Origin of the sequence: Plastoroseomonas hellenica (assembly GCF_018129085.1) — a bacterium.
Taxonomy (GTDB): Bacteria; Pseudomonadota; Alphaproteobacteria; order Acetobacterales; family Acetobacteraceae; genus Plastoroseomonas; species Plastoroseomonas hellenica.
On record NZ_JAAGBB010000005.1, the window covers coordinates 162,024 to 184,421 of the forward strand.

General features: G+C 66.6%; 20 protein-coding genes, 1 pseudogene and 2 riboswitches. Of the genes and pseudogenes, 11 read left to right on the top strand and 10 right to left on the bottom strand.

Annotated features, from left to right (window positions below; all coding sequences use genetic code 11):
* Positions 1-144 precede the first annotated feature (144 nt).
* From GXW71_RS05925 to GXW71_RS05945, 5 genes are all read left to right on the top strand, one after another.
* Positions 145-1,065, top strand: coding sequence for a TauD/TfdA dioxygenase family protein (locus GXW71_RS05925; protein WP_211851486.1), 921 nt, complete (start codon positions 145-147; stop codon positions 1,063-1,065).
* Positions 1,062-1,886: an NAD-dependent epimerase/dehydratase family protein gene (locus GXW71_RS05930; RefSeq protein ID WP_367617252.1), complete on the top strand. Its 825-nt coding sequence runs from the start codon at positions 1,062-1,064 to the stop codon at positions 1,884-1,886. Before GXW71_RS05925 ends, GXW71_RS05930 begins: the two co-directional genes overlap by 4 nt.
* Positions 1,887-1,935: 49 nt before the next feature.
* Complete coding sequence (locus GXW71_RS05935; RefSeq protein ID WP_211851487.1) at positions 1,936-2,706, top strand: HpcH/HpaI aldolase family protein; 771 nt, start codon at positions 1,936-1,938, stop codon at positions 2,704-2,706.
* Positions 2,707-2,730: 24 nt separating this feature from the next.
* Entirely contained in the window at positions 2,731-3,657 is a 927-nt protein-coding gene (locus GXW71_RS05940; RefSeq protein WP_211851488.1) for an SMP-30/gluconolactonase/LRE family protein, read from the top strand.
* Between the two features lie 85 nt (positions 3,658-3,742).
* A complete protein-coding gene (locus tag GXW71_RS05945; RefSeq protein WP_211851489.1) occupies positions 3,743-4,723 on the top strand; it encodes a Bug family tripartite tricarboxylate transporter substrate binding protein in 981 nt (326 codons plus the stop codon).
* Between the two features lie 195 nt (positions 4,724-4,918).
* On the opposite strand, the gene GXW71_RS05950 is transcribed toward GXW71_RS05945, so the two are convergent.
* Entirely contained in the window at positions 4,919-5,803 is an 885-nt protein-coding gene (locus GXW71_RS05950) for a sulfurtransferase (RefSeq protein ID WP_211851490.1), read from the bottom strand.
* Positions 5,804-6,485: 682 nt separating this feature from the next.
* Between GXW71_RS05950 and GXW71_RS05955 the strand changes: the two genes are divergently transcribed.
* The 4 genes from GXW71_RS05955 to GXW71_RS05970 all read left to right on the top strand — a co-directional run bounded on the left by GXW71_RS05955 (position 6,486) and on the right by GXW71_RS05970 (position 11,346).
* Complete coding sequence (locus GXW71_RS05955; RefSeq protein WP_211851491.1) at positions 6,486-8,027, top strand: hypothetical protein; 1,542 nt, start codon at positions 6,486-6,488, stop codon at positions 8,025-8,027.
* Positions 8,028-8,098: 71 nt separating this feature from the next.
* Complete coding sequence (locus GXW71_RS05960) at positions 8,099-9,802, top strand: RNA-directed DNA polymerase (protein ID WP_211851492.1); 1,704 nt, start codon at positions 8,099-8,101, stop codon at positions 9,800-9,802.
* The gene (locus tag GXW71_RS05965) at positions 9,795-10,496 is read left to right on the top strand and encodes a hypothetical protein (RefSeq protein ID WP_211851493.1); all 702 of its coding nucleotides are present in this window, start codon (positions 9,795-9,797) and stop codon (positions 10,494-10,496) included. Before GXW71_RS05960 ends, GXW71_RS05965 begins: the two co-directional genes overlap by 8 nt.
* Positions 10,432-11,346 carry a DNA polymerase gene (locus tag GXW71_RS05970; protein WP_367617253.1) on the top strand — a complete coding sequence of 305 codons (915 nt, stop codon included), beginning with the start codon at positions 10,432-10,434 and terminating at the stop codon, positions 11,344-11,346. The genes GXW71_RS05965 and GXW71_RS05970 overlap by 65 nt, the downstream gene beginning before the upstream one ends.
* Positions 11,347-11,584: 238 nt before the next feature.
* Here GXW71_RS05970 and GXW71_RS05980 read toward each other — a convergent pair.
* Together GXW71_RS05980 and GXW71_RS05985 are read right to left on the bottom strand one after the other, a co-directional pair.
* Positions 11,585-12,105, bottom strand: a pseudogene (locus GXW71_RS05980) (FAD-dependent oxidoreductase).
* Between the two features lie 65 nt (positions 12,106-12,170).
* Positions 12,171-13,760, bottom strand: coding sequence for a cytochrome P450 (locus GXW71_RS05985; protein ID WP_211851496.1), 1,590 nt, complete (start codon positions 13,758-13,760; stop codon positions 12,171-12,173).
* 510 nt (positions 13,761-14,270) lie between these two features.
* Between GXW71_RS05985 and GXW71_RS05990 the strand changes: the two genes are divergently transcribed.
* The gene (locus tag GXW71_RS05990; RefSeq protein ID WP_211851497.1) at positions 14,271-14,714 is read left to right on the top strand and encodes a VOC family protein; all 444 of its coding nucleotides are present in this window, start codon (positions 14,271-14,273) and stop codon (positions 14,712-14,714) included.
* Between the two features lie 168 nt (positions 14,715-14,882).
* On the top strand, positions 14,883-16,091 hold the full coding sequence (locus GXW71_RS05995; RefSeq protein WP_211851498.1) for an MFS transporter: 1,209 nt from the start codon (positions 14,883-14,885) through the stop codon (positions 16,089-16,091).
* A 22-nt stretch (positions 16,092-16,113) separates the two neighbouring features.
* Here GXW71_RS05995 and GXW71_RS06000 read toward each other — a convergent pair whose 3' ends face one another.
* The 7 genes from GXW71_RS06000 to GXW71_RS35125 all read right to left on the bottom strand — a co-directional run bounded on the left by GXW71_RS06000 (position 16,114) and on the right by GXW71_RS35125 (position 22,349).
* The gene (locus GXW71_RS06000; protein WP_211851499.1) at positions 16,114-16,386 is read right to left on the bottom strand and encodes an FAD-dependent oxidoreductase; all 273 of its coding nucleotides are present in this window, start codon (positions 16,384-16,386) and stop codon (positions 16,114-16,116) included.
* Positions 16,387-16,442: 56 nt separating this feature from the next.
* The gene (locus GXW71_RS06005) at positions 16,443-17,774 is read right to left on the bottom strand and encodes a nucleotide disphospho-sugar-binding domain-containing protein (RefSeq protein WP_211851500.1); all 1,332 of its coding nucleotides are present in this window, start codon (positions 17,772-17,774) and stop codon (positions 16,443-16,445) included.
* Between the two features lie 26 nt (positions 17,775-17,800).
* Complete coding sequence (locus tag GXW71_RS06010; RefSeq protein WP_211851501.1) at positions 17,801-18,826, bottom strand: Bug family tripartite tricarboxylate transporter substrate binding protein; 1,026 nt, start codon at positions 18,824-18,826, stop codon at positions 17,801-17,803.
* Positions 18,712-19,323 carry a MarR family winged helix-turn-helix transcriptional regulator gene (locus GXW71_RS06015; protein ID WP_211851502.1) on the bottom strand — a complete coding sequence of 204 codons (612 nt, stop codon included), beginning with the start codon at positions 19,321-19,323 and terminating at the stop codon, positions 18,712-18,714. Before GXW71_RS06015 ends, GXW71_RS06010 begins: the two co-directional genes overlap by 115 nt.
* A 123-nt stretch (positions 19,324-19,446) precedes the next feature.
* Complete coding sequence (locus GXW71_RS06020) at positions 19,447-20,694, bottom strand: D-amino acid dehydrogenase (RefSeq protein WP_367617254.1); 1,248 nt, start codon at positions 20,692-20,694, stop codon at positions 19,447-19,449.
* Positions 20,695-20,752: 58 nt separating this feature from the next.
* Positions 20,753-20,847, bottom strand: a riboswitch (glycine riboswitch).
* A 3-nt stretch (positions 20,848-20,850) separates the two neighbouring features.
* A riboswitch (glycine riboswitch) is annotated at positions 20,851-20,949 on the bottom strand.
* 102 nt (positions 20,950-21,051) lie between these two features.
* On the bottom strand, positions 21,052-21,792 hold the full coding sequence (locus tag GXW71_RS06025) for a 2OG-Fe(II) oxygenase (RefSeq protein ID WP_211851504.1): 741 nt from the start codon (positions 21,790-21,792) through the stop codon (positions 21,052-21,054).
* A complete protein-coding gene (locus GXW71_RS35125) occupies positions 21,789-22,349 on the bottom strand; it encodes a methylated-DNA--[protein]-cysteine S-methyltransferase (protein WP_367617255.1) in 561 nt (186 codons plus the stop codon). Before GXW71_RS35125 ends, GXW71_RS06025 begins: the two co-directional genes overlap by 4 nt.
* Between the last annotated feature and the right edge of the window lie 49 nt (positions 22,350-22,398).

The following is a 22,398-nucleotide window of genomic DNA, read 5'->3' on the forward strand; positions in this document are numbered from 1 at the left end:
GACCCCAGAGCTAATGTTAGCGATGCCATATCAAGAAGTCTCGCATTTCAGGCCTTTTTCTGTTGCCACGGAGACGATTTTGATGGTAGCGTTACCATATAATCTCGGCGACCCGACCGAGCCGCGTTGAGGAGGAGCATCCGCATGTCCGCACACAGCGCCACGATTCTGACCCGGCCCAGCGCCGAGGGAGGCGCACGGGTCCGCGCCCTGGCGCCCGCGCTCGGGGCCGAGATCACGGGCCTCGACCTCGCTGCTGGCGTGACGCCCGAGGCCGTCGCCCTCGTGCTGGAATCCCTGCACCGCTACGGCGTGGTCGTCGTGCGCGACCAGCACCTGACGCCGGAGGAACAGCTCGGCTTCATGGGCCGGCTCGGACCCGTCAAGACGTCCTCCTATAGCCGCGCCAATGCCTTCTGCGTGCCTGGCTATCCCGACATGATGGTGATCTCCAACATCGTCGAGAACGGCCGCAACATCGGCCTGATGGACGCCGGCGCCATGTGGCATGCCGACGGCACGCATATGGCGCGGCCCGATATGTACACGGCGCTCTATGCGCTGGAGGTGCCGCAGCGCGACGGCAAGCCACTGGGCGACACGCTCTTTGCCAGCACCGCGGAAGCCTATGACGCGCTGCCCGACGCACTCCGCGAGCGCGTCACCGGCCGCCGCGCGGTGCACAGCTTCGCGCATCACATCGAGAAGAAGCGCCGGCTCGGCGACCTCCGCCGGCCGCCACTGACCGAGGCGCAGAAGGCGGAACTCCCCGATGTCGAGCATCCCGTCGTCGCCCGGCATCCCGTGACGGGGCGCAGGACTCTCTTCGTGACGGAAGGCCACACGGCGCGGATCGCGGGCCTCGCGCCCGAAGAGAGCGATGCGCTGCTCGAGGAGCTCTGGGCCCATATCCGCCGGCCGGAATTCATCTACCGCCACAGCTGGCGCGTCGGCGACCTGTTGATCTGGGACAACCGGGCGACGCAGCACCTCGCCATCTTCGACTATGGCGAGCTGCGCCGGCGCATGCATCGTGTCGAGACGATCGGCCCGGTGCCGGAGTGAGCGCCGGCACCGCGCCAGGAGAGGCGAAGCAGGTGCTGCTGACCGGCGCCTCCGGCGCGCTCGGCAGCATGCTCGCCGCCAGGCTCTCCGAATGGGGCTGGGGCCTGGTGCTGACGGATATCCGGCCCTTTCCAGACGCGCTGCCACCCGGTGCGCGCTTCCGGGAAGCGGATCTCTGCGACCGGGCCGCGATCCGCGACCTCGCCGCCGGCTGCGACGCCATCGTGCATTTCGGCGGCGTCTCCACCGAACGGGCCTTCGAGGACGTGCTCGGCCCGAACATCGGCGGCCTGTTCAACATTTTCGAGGCAGCTCGGCTCGCCGATGCGCGGGTGATCTTCGCCTCTTCCAACCACGCCATCGGCTTCCATGAGCGCAGCTCCGCCCTCGATGCCGATTGCGAGCTGCGGCCCGACACCTATTACGGCCTGTCGAAAGCCTATGGGGAGCTGATGGGCCGGCTCTATTGGTACAAGCACGGCGTGGAGAGCATCTCCGTCCGCATCGGCTCCGCCTTTCCCAAGCCCTCCACCGCCCGCATGCTGTCGAGCTGGCTGTCCTATGACGATCTGGCGCGCCTGGTGGCGGCTGGGCTGCGCGCCACGGATGTCGGCTGCGACGTCATCTGGGGCGCCTCGGCCAACAGCCGGACATGGTGGCGCAAGGATGCGCGGAGCCGGATCGGCTGGGCGCCGCAGGACAGCGCGGATGTCCACGCCGAGGCACTTTCCGGCATCGTCAGCAAGGACCCGGTGGAGGAACGCTACCAGGGCGGGCATCTCTGCTCCCGGAACTACACGCGCACCCGCCCGCCGCCTTAGGGTCTGTTTGGAAACGGCGGCAATGGAAGGCATGGGAGGAAACGGGCAGATGACGGGCGGGACGCCTTTCAAGGCACGGCTGCGCGGCGATACGCCGCTCCACGGCTTCTTCATCGGCATACCCTCGCCGGCGACCGTGGAGCTGGCGGGTTACTCCGGCTTCGACTTCGTCATCATCGACACGGAGCATGGTGCCGCGGGGCTGGAGACGCTGGAGCATCTGCTGCGCGCCGCCGCGGCGTCCGGCATCGCGGCCCTGGTCCGCGTGCCCCGCGGCAATGCGGACGACATCCTGCATGTGCTGGATGCCGGGGCGGACGGGATCCTGGTGCCGCACGTCACCGGCGCGGTGGTGGCGTCACGCATCGCGCAGCATGCCTATTACCCACCGCTCGGCCGCCGCGGCATCAGCACACTGTCCCGTGCCGCGCGGCACGGCACCGGTGATGCCGCCGCGGTGCTGCGCGAGCAGGCCGCCCGCACCGCGGTGATCGTCATGATCGAGGACAGGGAGGCCTTGTCCGAGGTCGGTGCGATCGCGCGTGTGGACGGCATCGATGCCGTCTTCGTCGGCCCGAACGACCTCGCCGCATCGATGGGGCATCTCGGCAATGCGGCGCATCCGGAGGTGACCGAAGCCGTCGCGAAGGTCCGCCAGGAGCTTCAGGCCATCCCAGGCGGCCCGGCCTTCGCGACCATCGCGCGCGCGGCGCCCCAGGCACGGGAGCTGCATGCGCAGGGCGCGCGCATGATCTGCTTCAACACCACCTACATCCTGGCCAATGCGCTGCGCACGCTGCGGAGCGATCTCCATGCCTGACGCGCAATGCCCGGGGCGGTGCTGATGTCGCTCTACGCCGAACCGCGCGAGATCACCGCCGAGCTCTTCACCGCCCTGCCGCAGGAGCTGCACTGGCGTGGCCCGCCCAGCGTCTGGTCGCGCAACCGTCCGCCGGGGGCCGCACCCGTCCACTCCTTTCTCGAAGGTCCGTCCTTCGACCGCGACGGTCACCTCTGGTGCACGGACATCCCGCATGGCCGGATCTTCCGCATCGATCCGGCGGGGCGATGGACGCTCGTCGCGCAATATGCGGGCGAGCCCAATGGGCTGAAGATCCATCGCGACGGCCGCATCTTCCTGGCGGACCGGGAGAACGGGGTCATGGTGATGGACCCCGCCGGGAAGGAGGTGCGCCCCTACTTCACGCGGCCGAATGCGGAGCGCTTCCGTGGCCCGAACGACCTGTTCTTCGGGCCGGATGGCGCGCTCTACCTCACAGATCCTGGGCGCAGCCATCTCGGCGACGCGACGGGGCGCGTGTACCGCATCGCACCGGATGGCGGTTCGGCGGAGCGGCTGATCGACAACGCACCGACGCCGAATGGCCTGGTGCTGGACCATGACGGCCGCGACCTCCTGGTCGGCATCACCCGCGGCAATGCTGTCTGGCGCTTTGCCGCTGGCGGCGATCCCGCGGCGCGGCAGATCGGCCTTTACCTCCAGCTCAGCGGCGGCCTGGGACCGGATGGCCTGGCGTTGGACGAGGCCGGCAACCTCGCCGTGGCCCATGCGCGGGGCGGCACCGTCTGGCTGTTCTCGCCGGATGGCGAGCCGCTGCTGCGCATCCGTTCCTGTACGGGGAGATCCGTGACGAACATCGCCTATGGCGGCCCGGACGGGCGCGACCTCTTCATCCTGGAGGCGTCGACGGGATCGGTGATGCGGGCGCGGATGCCGGTGCCGGGGCGCGCCATGTTCTCGCACGCCTGACGCGTGGCTTCGCGGGGCCGACGCAGCTTCGAGGGATGTGAAGCACCAACAGAGCCGGCGGATATCGGGAAGGGAGGAGCGAAGAATGTCAACGACACGTCGGCAGCTCGGCTATCTGGCCGCCAGCCAGGCGCTGGGCGGCTTGTCCTTCCGGCAGGCCCGGGCACAGACCTACCCTGCGCGCCCCATCATCCTCGTCGTCGCCTATGGGCCCGGCACGGGGACGGATCTGCTGGCCCGCCAACTCGGCGAACGCATGGGCACCGTCCTTGGTCAGCGCCTGGTGGTGGAGAACCGCCCCGGCGCGAGCGGCATGATCGGCACGGAATTCGCCGCGCGCAGCCGGCCGGACGGCTACACGCTGCTGTTCGGCAATAACCAGACGCTGGCCGTGAATGTCAGCCTGTACCGGGATATCCGCTACGATCCGATCCGGGACTTTACGCCGATCGCGCGACTGGCGAGCCAGGATGCGGTCCTGGTCGTCAATCCGCGGATTCCGGCACGGTCAGTGGCAGAGCTGGTTGAATACGCGCGGGCCAACCCGGACAGGCTCAATTTCGGCTCGCCCGGCGCCGGCGCCAGTGCCCACCTGGCAGGCGAGACCTTCAAGGCGGCCGCGGGCATCCACATGGTGCACGTGCCCTACAACAACGCGCAGCTCTTCGCCGATCTGCTGTCCGGCGCGATTTCGCTCAGCTTCTATCCCTATCTTTCGCTGAAGCCGCATATCGCTTCCGGCACGCTCATCCCGCTGGCAACCACGGGTGTCACGCGCTCCCCCTGGCTGCCGGACCTGCCGACGATGGTCGAGTGCGGCTACCCGACCATCATCTTCACCTCCTGGTTTGGCCTCTATGGACCGGCCGGCCTGCCGGGCGAGATGACGATGGCCCTCTCGGCCGCGGCGCGACGGACGCTGGAGGATCCGGAGGTGCGGCGCGCGCTGTCGGATTCCGCGACGCGGGTGGAGTACGGGGGACCGGAAGAACTTGCCCGCTTCACCGCGTCGGAGATCGAGCGATACCGGCCGATCATCGCGCAATCCGGTGCTGCCCCCGGATAGCAGCCTGCCCCCGGCAGCCGTCCCCAAGATCATGGACACTGACGCGCCGCCGCCACGCTTCGCGATCGGCTTGCCGGCGCGTCGCGTCCGGAGCGTGATGCGCTCGCAACCGCTCACGCATCATGCTCCAACCCCTTGTTTTCTTCCTGACGGGTGGCGCTCCATCGATTCTATGCGCCGCCGCGGGGAGGCTCGCTATCCACGCTCCATGGGCAGCGCATCGTCCTTCGCCCATTCGCTCATGGAGGCGTCATAGACCGCGAGGTCGGCATAGCCGAGTTGGTGCAGGAGGAAGGCATCCAGCGTCGCTGCGATGCCGCCCCCGCAATACAGGATGATCCGCTTCGATCGGTCGGCACCGACGGCGGCGAAGGTCGCGGCGACGTCCTCCGGCGACCGGAAGCGCATCGACTGGGGATCGACCACCGACGCCACGGGGACGTTGACGCTGCCGGGAATTCTGCCGGGCCGCCCATATCGCGGATTGTTCCCACTATGCAGGTCCGGTGCGAGCGCATTGATCGTGCAGATGGTGCCATCGCCGATCGCTGCCTGCACCTCCGCCTTGCCGACGAACAGGCCCGGGCGCGGCCGGGCGAGGAGGGTCGCGGGCGGATAGACTTCGGTGCCGGCCGCGACCGCGCGTCCTTCGGCCTGCCATTTGTCGAACCCGCCATCGAGCACCGCCGCGTCATCGAAGCCGATGGCGCGCAGCATCCACCAGACGCGCGTGGCCCACTGCATGTTCTTGCGCGCGTAGAGCACGACGCGGTGCCCATCGCCGATGCCCTTCGCCGCGAGCCGCGCCGCGAGATCATCCGCCGGCGGCATGGTGAAGTTGAACGGGCTCGATGGGTCGGAGAGCTCACCCTGCAGGTCCAGAAAACCCGAGCCTGGGATATGCGCCGCCTCGTAGTCGCGGCGCCCGCTCTCGACACGATAGGGCCTGCCGGTGCCGGTCTCGTAGATCAGATAGGTCGTGCAGTCGAAGACGCGGAGCATCGGGTCCGCCAGATGCTCCTCGAGCCACTGCGCGCTGACCATGGCCTCCGGGTGGACGTAATGCGCGGTGGTCGACACGGGCGATCCTCCTGACGGTTTTGGCCCGGACCGGGCGCCTCATCCGAGCCTGCCCTCGATCCAGGCCGCTTCCAAGCTGAAGGCGGCTGCATCGATGTCCGTGGATGGCCGTGAGCGGTCCTACCAGCTAATGCTAGGCCGAGGTGCATAGCTGCCGCTCGGAACATTGCGGGAGCTAAGAAACCGACCCTCATCGATTTTCCCATCGCGAAAGTCGCCTTAGCGTTCGAAATATAAGCTGGGCAGATCAGATGCACATTCTGCTCAAGAAGATTGCGCCGCATGCGCGAGAGCGCGAGCGCTATTGCCTCGACCGAACCATTCTGGCGGAGGGGGACTAGCCGGCTCGTTCGTCGAACTCGGCCTGATCGCATGTCCGGCGCAGCATGCTCGGCGTCATGGGAGGCGCTGCGCAACATCTGCGCTAGATAGCAAGCTACGGCGTAACGATCGAGCGTGACCATCGGTTTGCCGTTCGAACGCCCTTGGGCGCATGAAGACGCTGTGGCCATGCGCGGCAACCAGTTGCCGAGCTCCGACGAGAGAAAGGACATTGCTCAGACGAAGATGCGCCGCATGCCGGGCCCATTGCGTTGGATCGTGTTCGTTCGATGATGGTGAAAGGGGCAATGATCAGGCGCAGGATCGCGCCGCCCGCGCTGAGCGGGTGGGGAGTGTCGCGATGACGAGGCTTGGTCGCGACATCTATCGCCGTAAGCTCGAGCGGCTTTTGGCCCAGAGCCAGGACGAGCCGATGATCGGCCTCATCTCGGCGATCGTTGGCATACAAGGGGGGTACGAGGCACCGCTGTCCGCCGTGCTGGACATGCCCAGGGAAGCGATCGGCGCGGAGCTCGGCTCCCGCTATCACGTCCCGCTCTGGACGATGGAGACGCTCGTCAATGAGCTGCTCGCCACTCCGAAGATCAGAAATCAGGGTATTGGACGCACGCGGCTGCTGCGCGCCGACCTGTTCGAAACGGTACGCGTGCTGGTCAGTATACTCGTTAAGCTCGAAAATGCCGAGGATAGCATCTTCCTCCAATCCCACGACGTCTTCTACGAGATGGGCCGAATAGCGCAGCGACAGTTCCCTTGGCAGAGAGGCGCGGCCAATGCTCCTCAACTCTATCGCTCGATGCTCCTGTATGGATCGGGCAGCGCCGGACAGTTCTTCGAGGAAAGCACCGGGATCGCGATCGCAGACTTCGTGAAGGTCGGTGCCTATCTGGCCGGCGCGCTGGGCCGGTGTGAGCTGATCGACAGGCGGCGAGACCTGTCTTCCGTCGCGATCTCTCCGGAGATGTGCGAAGCCGCCTTTGCCCGGTTCGTCATCGGCCATGCTGAAGCACGCGCGCGCACCGCGCAGATACGCGCGCCGGGCCGGCACACGGCGTACCGTCCCAGCATCCTGCGAGATTACCCCGTCCTTGCATTCGGTGGCGCAGGCCAGAGGCTGCGCGCGCCGATACCCGAGCTCATCACCTATCGCTACACCTCAGGTCTCTATCTCGATGTCGTCCGCGGCGGCGGCGGCGTCTGGGCCGGGATCGGCAGCCGGTTCGAGACCTACGTGTGCGAGTATCTCGAAGCAATGATGGCGCCCTACAAGGTGACAGGCGAGGCAATCTACGGGCCCAAGAAGGCGCGGTTCCGCACGCCCGATGTGCTCATCTCGGACACGCGGCACGTGCTGTGCGCGGTCGAATGCAAAGCCAAACGAATGAGCTTCGAGGCGCGCTTCGCGGACGATCCGTTGGTGGAGGATGCGCGAGGGTTCGACGAAATGGCAAAGGGCGTATTGCAGCTCTGGCGCTTCTTTGCCCACGCGAGGCGCGGCCTGACAGCGCCGCTCAGCCTCGCCGGAGACTGTCAGGGCGTGATCGTGACGGCAGATAGTTGGCTCACCATGGCCCGAAATCAGGCCGAGCAGGTCCTCGCAGCGGCCAATAAGCTCGCTGACGGGGAGTGGGATATCGGTCTGGAGGACCGGCGGGATATCACTTTCTGTCAGATCGACGATGTTGAATTCGTGCTCCAACACGGCACGGCGGACAGCTTCATTGCAGCCTGTCGCGAGGTGGCGTCCGGCGAAAAGAAGGGCTGGATGCTCTCGGTCGCGCACTCCGCCAATCAGAATTTCGAACGTTCCTATCCATTCAACGGTCGGATCGGGAGCCTTCTACCTTGGCTAGTTCCGGAAGAACGCGAGCGCACGTTATAAACAGGGTATGCTAGAACTTGTGCCTGTCGACGGGCCTTCTGTGGAACCTGGTGAAATGAGGCGCTACTGGCGTGACAACGGGTGATCAATCGAAAGCTGACGAGGACTATTCGCTAAGCTCCTCCTTCTGGGCGAAGGGGCAAGCTTTGGGATTCCCGATCCGGTTCGATGTGGTGCTGCGGCATCTGCGGCAGGACATGCGGGACGATTGGTATTTCGACTGCCTGCAATACGAGGATCTTTTCAGCGACCCGAACGAGGCGAAGAAGATTATAATATCGCTCCTCCAGGAGTGGAATGGCGTCTATTGCGGAACACGGAGCGTCGTCCGGAACATCCCGAAGAAGGGCTATGGAGAGCGATACGGCTTAGAAACAGACTTTTTTGACCGTTTCATTTATCAGGCTATCTGTAGCTTTCTCATTCCCTATTACGATAGGCTGTTGAGCCATCGGGTTCTCAGCTATCGCTACGATCCTCAGCCCCAGAACCCGAAGTATCTTTTCAAACCCAAGATAAGCAGGTGGTTTATATTTGAGGGCGTGACACTGACATTCGTCAGATCAAATAAGTACCTTTTGGTTACAGACATCAGTAATTTCTTCGAGAATATATCACGAACTCAGGTTATAACTGAATTGGAACGCTCGGTACCAGACATAGAGGCAACGGGTCCGGAAAAGCTACAGATACGCAATGCGATCAGCACACTGGATAATCTACTAGAGAAGTGGACATTCAGTGGCAGCCACGGACTGCCGCAAAATCGTGATGCGTCTTCCTTCTTATCTAATATCCTGCTGTCTCGCCTGGACCGGGAGATGGCTAAGAAGGGGCATGACTATTACCGATATGTCGATGATATCCGGATTATCTCCGACTCCGAGCTGCACGCTCGGCGTGCTCTCCAGGATCTCATCCGGGAGCTGCGGGCGGTGGGCTTGAACATTAACGCCAGTAAAACCGAGATATTGCTGCCGGGTACGCCCAAGGATGCACTCGCAATGTATTTTCCATCTCAGGACAGTATGACGACCGCGATCAATCACATGTGGCAGTCGCGGAGCCGTCGGGTTGTGACGAGGTCGGTCACCTATATTTTTGACATACTGACTAACTGCATCGCGTCGGGCGAGACCCAATCGCGCCAATTCCGCTTCGCCGTGAACCGCGTCGCGCAAATTGTGGAATCAGGCCTCTTCGACGTGAGCGATGCCTTATCGACAACGTTGCTGGACACGCTTTCGGGAACATTATCTGACCACGCCGTATCGACGGATCAATATTGTCGGCTCATCGCGATCCTGGACAGGGATGGACGCTGCCTGCCTGCATTGGAAGCCTTCGTTCTGGCAGAGGAAGGCGCCATTCACGACTGGCAGAATTACAATATCTGGCTGCTCCTCGCCGTACGGAAATATCGGTCCGACGCTCTCGTCTTGTTGGCTGGTCGCAAGCTTCAGGAGGATATGAGATCGGGAGAAGCCGCTGCCATCTTCATCTGGCTTCGCTGCGTAGAAGAAACGGCCCTGATTGAGCGATCGGTCCAAGGCTTCGAGGCGTCGCTGCCGTACCAGAATGCACGCTACCTCCTGATCTCCGCGTCCGTGCTCCCGCCGGGAGATCTGCAGCCGCTGCACGGCTTGGTGTCGTCGCGATTGAGGGGGACGGGCGCGCGCGCAGCGCGCCACAAAAACGAGGATGGCTTACCATTCGCTGTCCGTGAACGACCCGATCTGCTGAACCTCGTGGATGAGGTCAGCGAATATGATTGATTCCGTATGGAAGTTGATGCTGTTCGTGAAGGACTTTACCGGGCGCGGTGCGGATCGCTTCTATTGGCTGGAAGATGGTCAGCTGAACGAGACGAGCGCCGAGCAGGTTGTGGAGTTCCCCGGCGCGGTCGTATGTCACGACTTCTGGATCATCCGCGACGTCCTCTTCGATAAGACGCAAGACTTGCCGAGAGCCATCATCGATCTCGACGAATTTCGAATGGCTGTTAGCGGAAATCCCGAAGACCGGCTCTCTCGGGAAAAGGTGGATATCACGAGCGAGCTGGGGCGATACGGAGCAAGCCCGGAGATCTGTTCCACCTACAAGAGGATGTTCAACAGAGGGGTGGAGTTTGATGCTGACGTGGCGTGCTCAGCCGCGAGAATCATGGCCGGAATGTACTTGTCCCTGTGCGCAAAGGCGTCTGCTGACGGAGAGTTCGAGCGCTTCTTCGCGGTAGAAGTGCCTGTCTATCGGCTTCTCCAGAAGGCCATGTCGAGAGGGATCACCATCAACTCCGCGGACCTATCGGAGAAGCGAAGAGAGGCGGAATATGACTACTTCTTTTCTTTGAAAAGGTACTCTGCTACGCACGACATGCCACTAGAGACGCCTACTTTGGCAGAGATTGAAGGCAGACTTTATAAATCTGGGTTCGATCTCAGCGGGTGTATCAACCGAATATATACTTGAGTTTCTGCCACACGAGAACGACTTTGGCAATGATACGCTCGCCCTCCGTGAATTCGATGCGGCGAAGCGGGTGCTGTCGTCGCTCGTCTTGTCGAGCGGTAGCACGCGGCCAATCATCGACGTCTTCGGATCGCGAACGTCACGCGTGCATCTGCGCACTCCCTCGCTGCAAAACATGCCAAAGAAGTACCGGACGATCGTGGCGGCGCGCGAGGGTGCCAAGCTCTGTTATGTCGATTTTGACCAATATGAAGTCGGCATCATGGCAGCCCTCTCCGAAGATCCGGAGCTGGCAACCCTATATGGTGCGGGAGATATGTACGACCTGTTCGCGACGACCCACCTCGGGCTCGCGGGAAATCGGAAGGCCGCAAAACAACTATTCCTCTCATATGCTTATGGGATGAGCCGGAAGGCCTTGATCGACGCGGCAGTATCACTAGGGGCCGATCGCGAGCGGGCGAAGACCGCCTTCAGGCTCTTCTCTAAATATGAAGAGTGGAAGAGGACAGTCTGGACGGCATTCCAGCGCGAGGGTCGCGTCGCAACGGTGCAAGGCAATCATTACAACAGGAACGGAAATGGCCAGCTGTCCGCCAAGGAGCAGCGCTCAGCGGTCAGTCAGGTGGTTCAGGGTACCGCCTCGCTGATCTTCAAGAAGGCCCTGCTGGAGGTCGGTGACCTTGAGGACGTGACCATCGTATTGCCCATGCACGACGCGCTTCTGTTCGAGCACCGCTTGTCAGACACGCCAGCGAAGGTGGTGGCTGCGTTCGAAAAGGTGATGACTGCGCAACTGCAGGGTCGCGTCCATGGCAAGGCCTCGGTCGGGCAATTCGCTCTGGACTGAGTAGTCACCTTAGACCGCAACGGCCGCTTTCGATTTTCATCTGAGCTCCGCCGCATGGCCGCAGCGGGCGCGAAGTGGACACTCTCGTCGGCATGCCGGTTGTCTGCTTCCCATCCAAAGCAGCCAGTTCCGATTGGGTTTCAGCCTGGAGCATGGGCCGTTTACTTGCGCTCACGGACCATGCTCCAGCCCTTTGTCGGGTCACGCGGTTCAGAGTTTTCGACGCCGCCGCCTCGCCCTAGGCGGCGCGATCCGCCCAGTTGCTGATCGCGCCGGCATGCACGGCTTCGGCCACCATCTGCGTGGTCGCGGCCGAGAGCGTCCAGCCGAGATGGCCATGGCCGGTGCTGTAGAAAACGCCCGGCCGGCTACCGGCGCCGATGCGCGGCATCAGGTTCGGCGTCATCGGCCGCAGCCCGGCCCAGGGCACCACCCGCGCCGTGCCGACATCCGGGAATAGCGCCTCCGTCCAGGCCACCAGCGGCCGGATGCGGTCGGCGCGGATGTCGCGGTTCTCGCCATTGAACTCCGCCGTGCCGCGACCCGGAAGCGGTCGCGGCCGAGCCGGCTGGTGACGATCTTGGTCGCGTCATCAAGCAGGCTGACCATCGGCGCCGCCGCCCGGCTCCGCTCGTCATCCAGATGCACGGCGATGGAGTAGCCCTTCACCGGATAGATGTTGATGCGATCGCCGAGCATCGCGGCGAAGCGGCGGCTGGCGACGCCGGCGCAGACCACCACCGCATCGGCTGCCAGCATCTCCGTGCCGCCCTCCCCGGATGGGGTTTGTGTCCCTTCCCGGGGAAGAACCGGTCAAGGCAGCTTCAGTGGGCGAACAGTGATGATGTGGGGCAGATTTTCGCCGGCATTGACAGCGGGACGAGCCGCACCGGCACCGATGATGGCGTTACCGAGACCGTGGCCGAGAAGGTCACGGCGACGTCGTGCACGGGTACTAGCTCGAACTCCCGGATCACCATGCTCAGGAAGTGGGTCAACAGGTACTCGGCCTGGTGGCGACCGATGCAATGTCGCGCTCCCGCGCCAAACGGCATGGCGCTGCCGATGGACTCGGCCGGCCGCTCGCTGCCTGGTTCTGCGGCGAAACGGCACGGGTTGAAGAGCTGCGCGTCCGCGAAGAACGCCTCGTTCAGGCCCACGGCGGTCTTCATCCACATCACATTCGTCCTGGCCGGGATACTGAGTCCCTCTACCTCCATCGACCGGGTCTCGGAGATCTTCGAGCTGAACGGCACGGGCGGAAACAGGCGCATGGTCTCGTGGAGGATGTTCAGCACGAAGAGGCCCCCTGCACGCTTGCCCGCGTCTCCGGCTTGAAGCAGCCGGGCCCGGGCCTCGTCCTGCACGTCCGGATTTCGGGAAAGCAGATAGAGCGCCTGCGCCATGGTGTAGCTCATGGCGTCGGTTCCGCCCGCGACGAGCGAGATCAACTCCTCCACGCATTCCTCGTGGCTCCAGCTCGCCTTGCCGCCCGACGGATCGAGCTTCAGGCTGACAAGCCTTCCCAGCGCATCCCGCGCCTCGTCCCCTCCCGCTCTCGAACGCCGTTGCAGCCGCCGCTCCAACACGGCTTCCAGATGGTCGAAGAGGTAGCGATACGCGACTCTCGCCCGGCTCGCCCTGATCGGGAACAGCCATCGCACGAAGAAGGGATGAAAGGCCCGGAAGCTGATCGCTTCCTCGAGCTCCCCGATCGCCGCCAAGTACGCCGACAGGTCCGACCGCTGATCCCACTCCCCGCCGCAGAGGAATGAACCCAGGCTGTTCGCGCTCCAGTGATGGAGGTCGGCCTTCAGGCTGCCATGCCGGGTCTCGCCGGATTTCCAGGTCCCAAGATAGAGCGCGGAGACCTCCTCCATGCGGCAGGCCCCCTGCTGCACGGCTTTCGGCGCGAACTGCGGGTTCATCTGTTGCCGATGCGCCGTATGCCTCTCCCCCCTCTTCAAGCCCATCAGGCTTCGGGGCAGCACGGTGCTGTCGGCGACCCGGTTCGAATCCATGTCCTTATGCCCGAGATCCTTCGGTGCGACCGAGAGGGAGACGAATGGCCTGTTGCCCCATGCCATGTGGATCTTCACGACTGGGCCGTACAGCCGATGCATCTCCACGAGCGCCCGATCGCGGGCTCCGTGTTCGTGGAGCAGGAGAGACCTGAGGTTCCCGACGAAGAATGAGGGCTTCGGGCCAGGAATGTGGGCGTAGCGTCGAAACTCGCGCAATCGCAGGGCCACGCCCACCGCCAGGAGCCCGAGCGGGGCCAGTGCCGCGAGGAGCCAGGCCGCGGGGAAAGAGGATATGCGCGCGAGGGCGAAGCCACTGACAACGAGCAGGATGGCGACCACGAAGCCATAGATGCATTCGTACAGTTTCAGAAGGGTGGCGGTGCTCTTCACGGCAAGGCTCCCGGCAGGGCGAGATTGATCCCTGCGCGGGAGAAGACCGGACCTTGCGGCATCCGTCCTGAAGCCCGGACGAAATTTGCCTCCGAAATTCCGAAAGCATCCGAAGTTTGGCCGAACCTCAACGAGATCAGGCTTGTCCCCGATGTTTCACGGACGGCGCCTTCCGCAATTCGGCAAACATGCTCGGCGTCGCGCTCTGGCGGCTTCAGGCTTCAGCACGACGTCGAAGCGCCGCGCGAGAACACGCGCCACTCTCTGCGCATGCAGGCATAGGCAGGTGTCGCGCACCAAGAGCGTGGTTTCGAGGCCAAGGTCGGCAGGAGCGGGCACCTGAACGGTTGACATCCATCGACCATTTACGTTGATATCAATCTAGATACGAGAAGGTCAATCGGCATCGGCGGCGCTTTCCCAGGGGACCGACGCGGACCGCTTCGGTGTGCCCTGGCGAGATCGATCCCGACCGACGCACGTCGAACCCCGATCAGAAAGGAGACGCTCATGAAGATCGTGACCAGCCTCAGCTTCCAGGGCCAGTGCCGCGAGGCGTTCGAGTTCTACGCCAATGTCCTGGGCGGCAAGATCACCGCGGCCATACCCTATGGCGATGCGCCGCCGGGCATGCCCATCACCGACGAGAAGTGCAAGACCTGGCTGATGCACTGCTGGCTCGATGTGGGCGGCCAGGCGCTGATGGGCGCCGACATGGACGTCGGATGGGCACCCAACATTGCCAAGCCCAAGAACGGCTTCGACGTCACCCTGCACACGGAGGACAAGGCCCAGGGCCAGAGCTGGTTCGACCGGCTGTCCGAAGGCGGCAAGCCGGTCATGCCCTTCGGCGAGACGTTCTGGTCGCCCGGCTTCGGCTCCCTGATCGACCGGTTCGGGGTCCCGTGGATGGTCAACACCATCCCTTCGGCCGGCTGGAAGCCGCAGGGCTGATCCCACCCCGAGCAAAATCGATAGAAGGCAAAATCGATAGAAGAAAATCGATAGAAGAATGCGACCGGCTGTCGGCAGCGGCGGTGTTGATGCGTCCTTGGAGCGCCAACCACGCTCCGACGCCAGGGCAGGCCGGGGGGTGGTGCATGGAACGCCCCGGAGAATGCCATGAACCATTCCTATCGCTGGGTGATCGTCGCGGCGGGCGGCCTGTTGGGCTGCGTCGCGATCGGCGCCATGTTCTCGCTGCCCGTCTTCCTGCGGCCGATGTCGCAGGACACGGGCTGGTCCGTCACCGGCATCTCCACCGCGATGACGATCGGCTTCCTCGCCATGGCGGCGGCCAGCATGGTCTGGGGCGGCCTTTCCGACAGGTTCGGGCCGCGCCCGGTGGTGCTTGCAGGATCGGCCGTGCTGGCGGTGAGCCTGGCGCTTGCCAGCCGGGCCGGATCGCTGGCCGAGTTTCAGCTCCTGTTCGGCGCCCTGGTCGGCGCAGCGGCGGCCGCCGTCTTCGCGCCGATGATGGCCTGCGTGACCGGCTGGTTCGACACGCAGCGCGGCCTCGCCGTCTCCCTCGTCTCCGCCGGCATGGGCATGGCGCCGATGACCATGGCGCCGCTCGCGGCCTGGCTGGTGACGGTCCATGACTGGCGCACCGCCATGCAGATCATCGCCGGCATCGTGGCTGTCCTGATGATCCCTGCCGCGCTCCTCATACGCCGGCCGCCGGCGCTGGAAGGCGGGCAGGTCGGGAGTGCGGCGGAAGAGCCGCAATCGGACATGACGGTCCGGCAAGCGGTGCGCTCGCCGCAGTTCATCACGCTGATGCTGGCGAACTTCTTCTGCTGCGCCACCCATTCCGGCCCGATCTTCCACACGGTGAGCTATGCGGTGACCTGCGGCATCCCGATGATCGCGGCCGTGTCGATCTACAGCGTCGAGGGGCTGGCCGGCATGTTCGGCCGCATCGGGTTCGGCCTTGCGGGAGACCGGTTCGGCGCACAGCGCGTGCTGGTGATCGGGCTGCTGGCGCAGGCCTTCGGCGTGCTCGCCTATGCGTTCGTCGGCCAGCTCGGCGGCTTCTACGCCGTGGCGGTGGTGGTCGGCTTCATCTACGCCGGCACCATGCCGCTCTATGCCGTCATCATCCGCGAGAATTTCCCGCTGAGGATGATGGGCACGATCATCGGCGGCACGGCAATGGCGGGCAGCCTCGGCATGTCCACGGGGCCGCTGGTCGGAGGTTTGATCTACGACCAATTCGACAGCTACGTGCTGATGTATATCGGCTCGTGGGGCGCGGGGCTGGCGGCCATGCTGATCCTCATGGCGTTCCGGCCGTTCCCCAGGAGGCAGGCAGCGATGGCCGTCGCGTAGAGCCTCGTGCCACGATCCCGGTCTACCCTGCCGGCGTTCTGCGATCTTGGACCGAGATGGATTCGAGGTGCTGCGTGGGCGCCGCCGCCCGGCTCCGCTCGTCATCCAGATGCGCGGTGATGGAATAGCCCTTCACCGGGTAGATGTTGATGCGATCGCCCAGCATGGCCGCGAAGCGGCGGCTGGCGACGCCGGCGCAGACCACCACCGCATCGGCCGCCAGCATCTCCGTGCTTCCGTCCGGGTTCTTCCAGCCGATGGCGATGCCGTCCCGGCCATGGGCGATGCTGTCCACCGCGGCCCGCGGCGGAGGGCCAACTACCCTGCCTCACGCCGGGTTCGGCCCGGCCCTCATAGTGAAGACAGCACGGCGTCGATCTCATCCGCCGCCCGCGTGGCCGGGTGACCCTCCTCCGACAAGGATGCGCCGAGGCGCGCGGCGCCGGCGCGGAATTCCGGCTCCACCAGCACGCGCCGGAGCGCTTCGGCGATGCGGCCCGGCGGGACGTCGCCAGATAGGCGGAGCCCGGCTCCGCGCGCAACCACGCGAGCAGCGTTCTCCGGCTGGTCGCCGAGCAGCGGCAGGCAGACCAGCGGGACGCCATGCGCGAGGGCCTTGGCAACCGTCCCGAGCCCACATTGGGTCACGGCCGCCGACGCCTTTGGCAGCACCGCCGCGTGCGGCACGAACCGCTCCAGCCGGGCGTTCGGTGGCGCCCGGAAGCGCGCCAGGTCAAGCGCGGGGCCGAGGGTGACCAGGGCCTGCACCCCCTCCAGCATGCCTACCGCGGAGAGGCAGCGCCGCATCAACCCCTCCTGGCCCTGCGCCAGCGTGCTGAGGCTGATGAGCACCAGCCGGCGGTCGTCGCTCAGGGGCCACGGCGGTGTCCACGCCGGAGCGGCACCGGCGATATCGTCGCCAAGCGGGGTGCCGACGTGGCGGAGGTTGGCGGGTGCGTCGGCCCCCCTTCGTGCGGGGAAGTCGAAGGCGGCGCCGGCCAGCACCAGTACCCGGGCGACGCGGTCAAGCTGGTCGAAGGCGCCGCGCAGCGGCGGCAGGCGGAGCGCCGTGCGGGCCATGTTCAGCGCCGGCAGCCCGTCGCGCCGCCAGATGCGCTCCAACGCAGCTTGGCCAAGCAGGTCGCGCAGGGCGCCGAGCGCCCCCGCGGGCGGCAACCAACCGGGCCCATAAGGTGGGACACCGGGCGCCGGCCGGATGGGCACGGTGTGCGCGAGCGCGACGCCCGGGACGCCGGCAGCCTCCGCCGCGGCGAGGGCGCCGGGGAGCATGAAGTCCGCGACGACGAGATCGGCCGGAGCGCGCCGCAACTCCATCGCCACGCCCTCGGCCCAGGCCGGCGCCCAGAGCCAGGTCCGCGCCTCGGCGGACGCGCCGCGGAAAGCGCCCGGCGCCCAGCCGCCGAACAGGGCGCGGGCGGAGGGCGCCGAGTCCAGCGGGTGGGCCGCGGGTTCGCTGAGCGCCACAACCTCCGCCCCGGCCTGGGCCAGGCGACGGTGGAGGCCCGGGCTGGCTGGCAGGCGCGACCGGCGAATACCCGGACCGACCATGACGCGCAGAGAGTGGCCGCGCGCGGCGAGTTCGGCCAGCACGGGGAGAATGAGTTCGAGGTTCCCCCCGCCCTGGAAGACGGCACCGAGAATGCGGGCGGGGGACCTGCTCATGGCACCATGCAATGCCGGTCCGGGGATCAGCCGGGAGGGCGCGCGCTGCCGAAAGCGCGCGCGCCCTCCTCGGCTCTCGCCCGTTGCTGGGAGATGAGTTCGGCAAGGTCATCCGGGGTGCCCGGGCGGGGAAGGGCCCCGGCAGCGCGCAGACGGTCCGCCACCGCGGGCTCGGCCAGCACCGTGCGGGTCTCGGCTGCGAGACGATCGCGCGTGGCGGCGTGCATGCCGGACCATCCAAACAGGCCATAGACGGCCTCGAGCCGCAGGTCCGGAAAGCCGGCCTCGGCGACGGTCGGCACCTCTGGCAGGGCAGGAGCGCGCTCGCGCGCCGAGACCGCCAGGGCGCGCACGCTCCCCTCGCGGATCAGCCCGAGGGCGGACGAGGCGGGGCCGAAGACGAGATGGATGCGACCAGCGGCGAGATCAGGTACGGCCGCGGCGATGCCGCGGTACGACACGAAGACCATCTCGGCGCCACGGTCGCGCAGGAACAGACGGAACGCGAGGTGGGGCAGCCCCGCCGCGCCATGCCAGTTCAGGGTCCCCGGCCGCTCACGCGCGAGGGTGAGCAGCCCCGCCATGTCGGTCGCCGGCAGGGCGGAGGGCACCGCAAAAGCATGGAACTCTGTGACAGCCGGGGCGACGGGGACGAGGTCCGTGTCGGGGTCGTAGGGCAGCGGCCTGTCGTGCAGGGCGGGGTTGGCGACAGCGAGGAAGCTGAACAGCAGGCTTTCGCCGGGGCGGGCGCGCGCGTGCGCTTCCGCAGCCAGGGTGCCGTCCGCACCAGGCCGGTTCTCGACCGGCAAGGGCTGGCCGAGGCGGCGCGCAAGCCCTTCAGCCAGCAGGCGGGCGGCGAGGTCCACGCCGGTGCCGGGCCCGCCAGGCGTCAGCAGGCGGACTTGGCGGACCGGCCAAGCCGCCGCGGCCGTGCCGGTCAGGCCGGAGACGGGGGGCTGCGCGGCCGCCGTCGTGGCTTTCGCGCCGCCGAGGAGGGCACTGAGGAGGCCGAGCGCGCGGCGGCGCGGGGCAGGGATGCCGGAGCGGTGCATGGCTGTGCTTCCTCTGTCGCGGCCGCGACCGGGCCGCGGCGGCTGGGCCGGCGACGGCCAGCGCCGGGCCGCGCATGCTCCTCGTTGGCGACGACAATGCGGGCGAGCAGGTCGAGCAGCGTCTCCCGCTCTGCCAACGAAAGCGGAGCGGTTATTTGGTGGCTGATCGCGGTCACCCGGGGGCGCATGGCCTCGTGGAACGCGAGGCCCGCCGGCGTGAGTGTGAAGGCCCGAGCGCGGCGGTCGTGCGGCGCGACGCAGCGCGCCACAAGGCCGCGTGCCACGAGCATGTCGAGCGCCTGGCCGGTCGAGGTGGCATCGCGCCCCACGGCGGCGGCGAGGCGGGCGGCGTCGAGCCCGGGCGTCGCACGCACCTGCACGACGAGGGCATACTGCCAGTTGGCCATGCCATGCTCGGCAAAGAGGCCGGCGAACAGGGAGTCGCAGACCTGCTGAAGGCGCCGGGCCAGGTGTTCCGGCGCCCGCAGGACGGTCACGGTCGGGAGGTCGGGGCGAGGCGCGGATCGTGGCTGAGCCATATGCTAAGAATACTTACTATAGACCCTGGCTGCAAGCGGCCTGAAGGGCGCCGCCCTGCGGCGACCTTCGGAAGCGGGTCATCAGGCGGCGCGATCCATCCGATTGCTGACCGCGCCGGCATGCACGGCTTCGGCCACCATCTGCGCGGTCGCGGCCGAGAGCGTCCAGCCGAGATGGCCATGGCCGGTGTTGTAGAAGACGCCCGGCCGGCTACCGGCGCCGATGCGCGGCATCAGGTTCGGCGTCATCGGCCGCAGCCCGGCCCAGGGCACCACCCGCGCCGTGCCGACATCCGGGAACAGCGCCTCCGTCCAGGCCACCAGCGGCCGGATGCGGTCGGCGCGGATGTCGCGGTTCTCGCCATTGAACTCCGCCGTGCCGGCCACCCGGAAGCGGTCGCGACCGAGCCGGCTGGTGACGATCTTGGTCGCGTCGTCGAGCAGGCTGACCATCGGCGCCGCCGCCCGGCTCCGCTCGTCATCCAGATGCACGGTGATGGAATAGCCCTTCACCGGATAGATGTTGATGCGATCGCCGAGCATCGCGGCGAAGCGGCGGCTGGCGACGCCGGCGCAGACCACCACCGCATCGGCGGCCAGCACCTCCCTGCTTCCGTCCGGGGCCGTCCAGCCGATGGCGATGCCGTCCCGGCCATGGGTGATGCTGTCCACCGCGGCATCGAAGTGGAAGCGGGCGCCGCGCCGCGCACAGGCCTCCGCCAGGCCGCGCGTGTATTTGTGGATGTCGCCGGTCGCATCCGAGGGCGTGAAGAAGCCGCCATGGTAGTGGCCATGCAGCGCGGGCTCGATCGCGCGCATCTCCTCCGGCGTCACCGGATGGCGGTCGAGCCCGCCTTCGCGCAGCAGCGCGTTGACGCGCGCCGCGGCATCGAAGCCCGCCTTGTCGCGGTAGATGTGCAGGATGCCGCGCCGCTCCAGGTCGAAATCGATCCCTTCCTGCGCGGCGATCGCGAACAGGTGGCGGCGCGCCTCGATCGCGAGCCTGGTCGTCGCGATGGTGTTGGCGCGGTAGTGCCGGATCTGGCCCGCGAACTCACCGAGCCAGGAATATTTGTGGAAGCTCGGGCGCGGGTTGAGCAGCAGCGGCGCGTCGCCGCGCAGCATCCACTTCATGCCCTTCAGCACCGTGGCCCAGCTGTTCCAGACCTCGGCATTGCTGGCCGAGAGCTGCCCGCCATTGGCGAAGGAAGTTTCCATGGCGGCATAGCGGTGCCGGTCGAGGACGACCACGGAATGGCCGCGCTCCAGCAGCGCATGGGCGGTGGTGACGCCGGTGATCCCGGCTCCGATGATGGCGATCTTGCTCACTGCAGGCTCCGTGACGAGGGTTCGCAGCGAAGGGCATGGCCACCCTTCCTCTGCCCCCATCTGTCACGGTACCTGAGAGCTTGATCCGGACCCCCTGGCGGAGGCGGCCGGATATCCCCTTCGGTGGATGCCTCTCGGCATCTCTCTCCAGATCGTCCTGGCGATGCGGTCCTGGGGCCTGAGAGTTTCCTGGGGGGTTGCTCCGTCGGCGGCCCGCCGGCTTGAGGCCGGCAGACACTCTCCCGCATCACCTGAGCGGACGCCGGCACTCTCTGCGCGCAGGGGGCGGGAGGTCAACCGGAATCCCGCCCCCTGTCCCGCCGGGCGCGGGGGGCGGCCATCCGGCTCCGGCATCGCTCAGGTCGCGTCGTGGAAGATGATGCCGAGCGTGTGGCGCCGGCCGGAGCGCAGCCGGCTGACGCCGTGGCGCAGGTTGACGCGGTAGCTGCCCTTGGTGCCCTGCACCGGCCGGTTGTGCACGGCGAAGGCGACGGCATCGCCCTGGCGCAACGGCACCACCTCCGCCCGGCTCTGCATGCGCGGGCGCTGCTCGGTCAGCACGAATTCGCCGCCGGTGAAGTCACGGCCAGGCTCGGAGAGCAGGATCGCCACCTGCAGCGGGAAGGCGAGCTCGCCATAGAGATCCTGGTGCAGGCAGTTGTAGTCGCCCGGGCCATATTGCAGCAGCAGCGGCGTCGGCCGCGTCTGGCCGGCCGCGTGGCACTGCTCGATGAAGGCGGCATGGGTCTCCGGGTAGCGCTGGCCGATGCCCATGCGCTGGTTCCAGTCATTGGCGACGATGGCGAGGCGCGGGTAGAGCGCGGCTCGCAACCCGCCCAGCAGCTTCGGCAGCGGGTAGCGGAAGTAGCGGTACTCGCCGCGGCCGAAGCCGTGCCGCGCCATCACGACATGGCTGCGGAAATGCGCCTCCTCCGGATAGAGCGCCGCGATGTCGCGGCATTCCTCCGGGGTCAGCAGCGCGTCGAGGACGGCGCAGCCCTGGCCGTCCAGCTCCGCCGCGAGCGCGCCCCAGTCGTAGCGCGCGATCCGCGCCTCGGCGGATGGCGCGCCCGGGACGATCTTCGTTTGCGCATTCATGCCTGGGCCTCCTTCTCAAGCAGCGCGCGTTTCCGCGCGACCCCCCAGCGATAGCCGGAGAGCGCGCCGTCGCTCCGCACCACGCGGTGGCAGGGGATGGCGACGGCGATCGGGTTGGCGCCGCAGGCCTGGGCCACCGCGCGTACCGCCTTGGGTGCGCCGATGCGCCGGGCGATCTCGGCATAGCCAGCGGTCTCGCCGGCGGGGATCCCGCGCAGCGCCTGCCAGACGCGCCGCTGGAAATCGGTGCCGCCGGCATCGAGCGGCAGGTCGAGGCCGCCGTGCGGCGCTTCGATGAAGCGCAGCACGCGGGCGAGCAGGTCCTGGGTGGCGGCATCGCCGCCGGCAACCTCGGCATCCGCGAAGCGCTCGCGCAGCTCCTGCACGAGGGCTTCGGGCTCGTCGCCGAGCAGGATGGCGCAGATGCCCGCATCGCTCCGCGCGACCAGCACCGCGCCGAGGGATGCCGTGCCGGTGGCGAAGCGGACCGCGGCGGTGCGGCCGCCCGCGCGGGCGGAAGTCGGGGACAGGCTGGCCTGATTCATCATGGGGTTCATTGACGTCGCTCCTTGATCCTCGCCACGGGATCTAGGGCATCCTCCGGCG

Excerpts from the sequence above, each read along its gene's own strand:
- GXW71_RS05925 (WP_211851486.1), top strand. The coding sequence starts at position 145 with ATGTCCGCACACAGCGCCACGATTCTGACCCGGCCCAGCGCCGAGGGA.
- GXW71_RS05935 (WP_211851487.1), top strand. The coding sequence starts at position 1,936 with ATGACGGGCGGGACGCCTTTCAAGGCACGGCTGCGCGGCGATACGCCG.
- GXW71_RS05940 (WP_211851488.1), top strand. The coding sequence starts at position 2,731 with ATGTCGCTCTACGCCGAACCGCGCGAGATCACCGCCGAGCTCTTCACC.
- GXW71_RS05945 (WP_211851489.1), top strand. The coding sequence starts at position 3,743 with ATGTCAACGACACGTCGGCAGCTCGGCTATCTGGCCGCCAGCCAGGCG.
- GXW71_RS05955 (WP_211851491.1), top strand. The coding sequence starts at position 6,486 with ATGACGAGGCTTGGTCGCGACATCTATCGCCGTAAGCTCGAGCGGCTT.
- GXW71_RS05965 (WP_211851493.1), top strand. The coding sequence starts at position 9,795 with ATGATTGATTCCGTATGGAAGTTGATGCTGTTCGTGAAGGACTTTACC.
- GXW71_RS05990 (WP_211851497.1), top strand. The coding sequence starts at position 14,271 with ATGAAGATCGTGACCAGCCTCAGCTTCCAGGGCCAGTGCCGCGAGGCG.
- GXW71_RS05995 (WP_211851498.1), top strand. The coding sequence starts at position 14,883 with ATGAACCATTCCTATCGCTGGGTGATCGTCGCGGCGGGCGGCCTGTTG.
- GXW71_RS06005 (WP_211851500.1), bottom strand. The coding sequence starts at position 17,774 with ATGAGCAGGTCCCCCGCCCGCATTCTCGGTGCCGTCTTCCAGGGCGGG.
- GXW71_RS06010 (WP_211851501.1), bottom strand. The coding sequence starts at position 18,826 with ATGCACCGCTCCGGCATCCCTGCCCCGCGCCGCCGCGCGCTCGGCCTC.
- GXW71_RS06025 (WP_211851504.1), bottom strand. The coding sequence starts at position 21,792 with ATGAATGCGCAAACGAAGATCGTCCCGGGCGCGCCATCCGCCGAGGCG.
- GXW71_RS35125 (WP_367617255.1), bottom strand. The coding sequence starts at position 22,349 with ATGAACCCCATGATGAATCAGGCCAGCCTGTCCCCGACTTCCGCCCGC.